Here is a 2296-nt window from a genome sequence, read left to right as displayed (position 1 = left end):
CGCGCGTGCCGCGCTGATGCAGGCCTTACCCGCGGGCGGCGCGATGGTCGCGGTCCAGGCGACCGAGGACGAGGTGCTGCCGCACTTGACCGACGAGGTCGGGATCGCGGCGGTCAACGGTCCGCGGTCCGTGGTCATTTCCGGTGCGGAGGACGCCGTCATGGCGATTTCCGAGGTACTTGCCGGTCAGGGGCGTAAGACGTCCCGGTTGAAGGTCAGCCATGCGTTCCATTCGCCGTTGATGGATCCGATGCTGGAGGAGTTCGGGGAGGTCGTTCGCGGTCTGGTCTTCAATGAGCCGCGGATTCCGGTCGTTTCGAACCTGACCGGCCGGCTGGCGGAGTCGTACACGCCGGAGTACTGGGTGCGGCACGTCCGTGAGGCGGTGCGTTTCGCCGACGGCGTCCGGACCCTGCACGAGCTGGGTGTGACCACGTTCGTGGAGATCGGCCCGGGCGGTGTCCTCAGCGGCATGGCGCAGGGCTGTGTGGACGACATCCTCACCATCCCCGTACTCCGAGCCGACCGTCCCGAGCCCCAGGCGCTCACCACCGCGTACGCCCAACTGCACGTCAGCGGCGCCGAAGTGGACTGGTACGCCTTCTTCCCGGGCGCCCACCGCGTCGACCTGCCCACCTACGCCTTCCAGCAGCAGCGCTACTGGCTGGAGGCTCCCGAGGCCGAGACGGCCGTAGCGGACGCGATCGACGCCGAGTTCTGGGCGAGCGTCGAGCGTGAGGACGCCCAGTCCCTCGCCGCCACGCTGGGGCTGAGCCCCGAAGAACTGGACGTCGTGGTCCCGAAGCTGTCCGCCTGGCGGCGGCAGCGGCGCGAGCGGTCCGTCGTGGACGGCTGGCGCTACCAGATGGCCTGGCCGCCGTTGGACGGCCTGTCCGCCGGCGACCTCTCCGGCAGCACATGGTTGTTCGCCGCGCCCGAAGGCGACGAGTGGTCCGGGACGGTCCGCGCGGCCCTCACCGGACGCGGCGCGCACCTGATCCCGCTCACGGTCGGCGCCGACGCCGACCGCGCGTCCCTGGCCGGCGAGCTGACCCGGGCCGCAGCCGAAGCCGGATCGCTCGACGGCGTCCTGTCGCTGCTCGCGACCGACGAGACCGCCTCGCCCGAGCACCCCGCGCTCTCCCAGGGCTTCGTGCGGACCGTGGCCCTGGCCCAGGCGCTGGGCGACGCGGGCGTCGACGCGCCGCTGTGGTGCGCCACCCACGGCGCGGCCGCCACCGGCCGCTTTGACGACGCACCGCTCAGCGCGGTGCAGAACCAGGTGTGGGGCCTCGGCCGCGCCCTGGCCCTGGAACACCCCGTTCGCTGGGGCGGCCTGATCGACCTGCCCACGGCCGTCGACGAACGCGCCGCCGGCCGTATCGCCGCCGTCCTGCGCCAGAACACCGACATGGCGGAGGACCAGGTCGCCGTCCGCGCCTCCGGCGTGTTCACCGCCCGGCTCGCCCACGCCCGAAGCGGCGCCGGCCGGCCGTGGTCGCCGCGCGGCACCGTCCTGATCACCGGTGGCACGGGTGCACTGGGCGGGCACGTCGCCCGGTGGCTCGCCGGTGCCGGTGCCGAACACCTGGTGCTGAGCAGCCGCCGCGGCGCAGGCGCGCCCGGCGCGACCGCGCTCAAGGCCGAACTGGAGGAGCTGGGAGCGCGCGTCACCCTCGCGGTGTGCGACGTCGCCGACCGGGACGCGGTGGCGGCGCTGCTCGCCGAGCACACCTTCACCTCCGTCTTCCACGCCGCGGGGGTGGAACAGTTCGCCCCCTTCGACGAGTTGACGCCGACCGACTTCGCCCGCACGGTGGCGGCGAAGGCCCGCGGCGCCGCGCACCTGGACGAACTGCTCGGCGACCGCGAGCTGGACGCCTTCGTCCTCTTCTCCTCGATCGCCGGTGTGTGGGGCAGCGGACTGCAGACCGCCTACGCGGCCGGCAACGCCTTCCTCGACGGGCTCGCCGCCCGGCGCAGGGCCCGGGGCCTGACCGCCACCGCGATCGCCTGGGGCCCCTGGGCCGACGGCGGCATGGTCACCGACGCCGACGAGGAGCACCTGCGCCGCCGAGGCGTCGTCACCCTGCCCGCCGCGCTCGCCGTGACCGCGGTCCAGCGCGCCCTGGACTGCGACGACACCGCGGTCGTCGTGGCCGACATCGACTGGGAGCGGTTCATCGGACCGTTCACCCTCGGCCGCCCGAGCGCCCTGCTGTCCGAGTTGCCCGAGGTACGCCGCGCCGGCACCGCCGCCCCGGCCGGCGCCGCCGGCGGCGCCGCGCCCCGGGAG

General features: G+C 74.2%; 1 protein-coding gene. It reads left to right on the top strand.

Features of this window, described 5'->3' with window-relative positions:
- Window positions 1–16 precede the first annotated feature (16 nt).
- On the top strand, window positions 17–2296 hold a 2280-nt coding region (locus tag ACWC0C_RS48250; RefSeq protein WP_450871536.1), incomplete at its 3' end, for an SDR family NAD(P)-dependent oxidoreductase.

Source organism: Streptomyces sp. NPDC001709 (assembly GCF_053596375.1).
The sequence above is the reverse complement of the archived record's forward strand: the minus strand, read 5'-3'. Positions and strand labels throughout refer to the sequence as shown.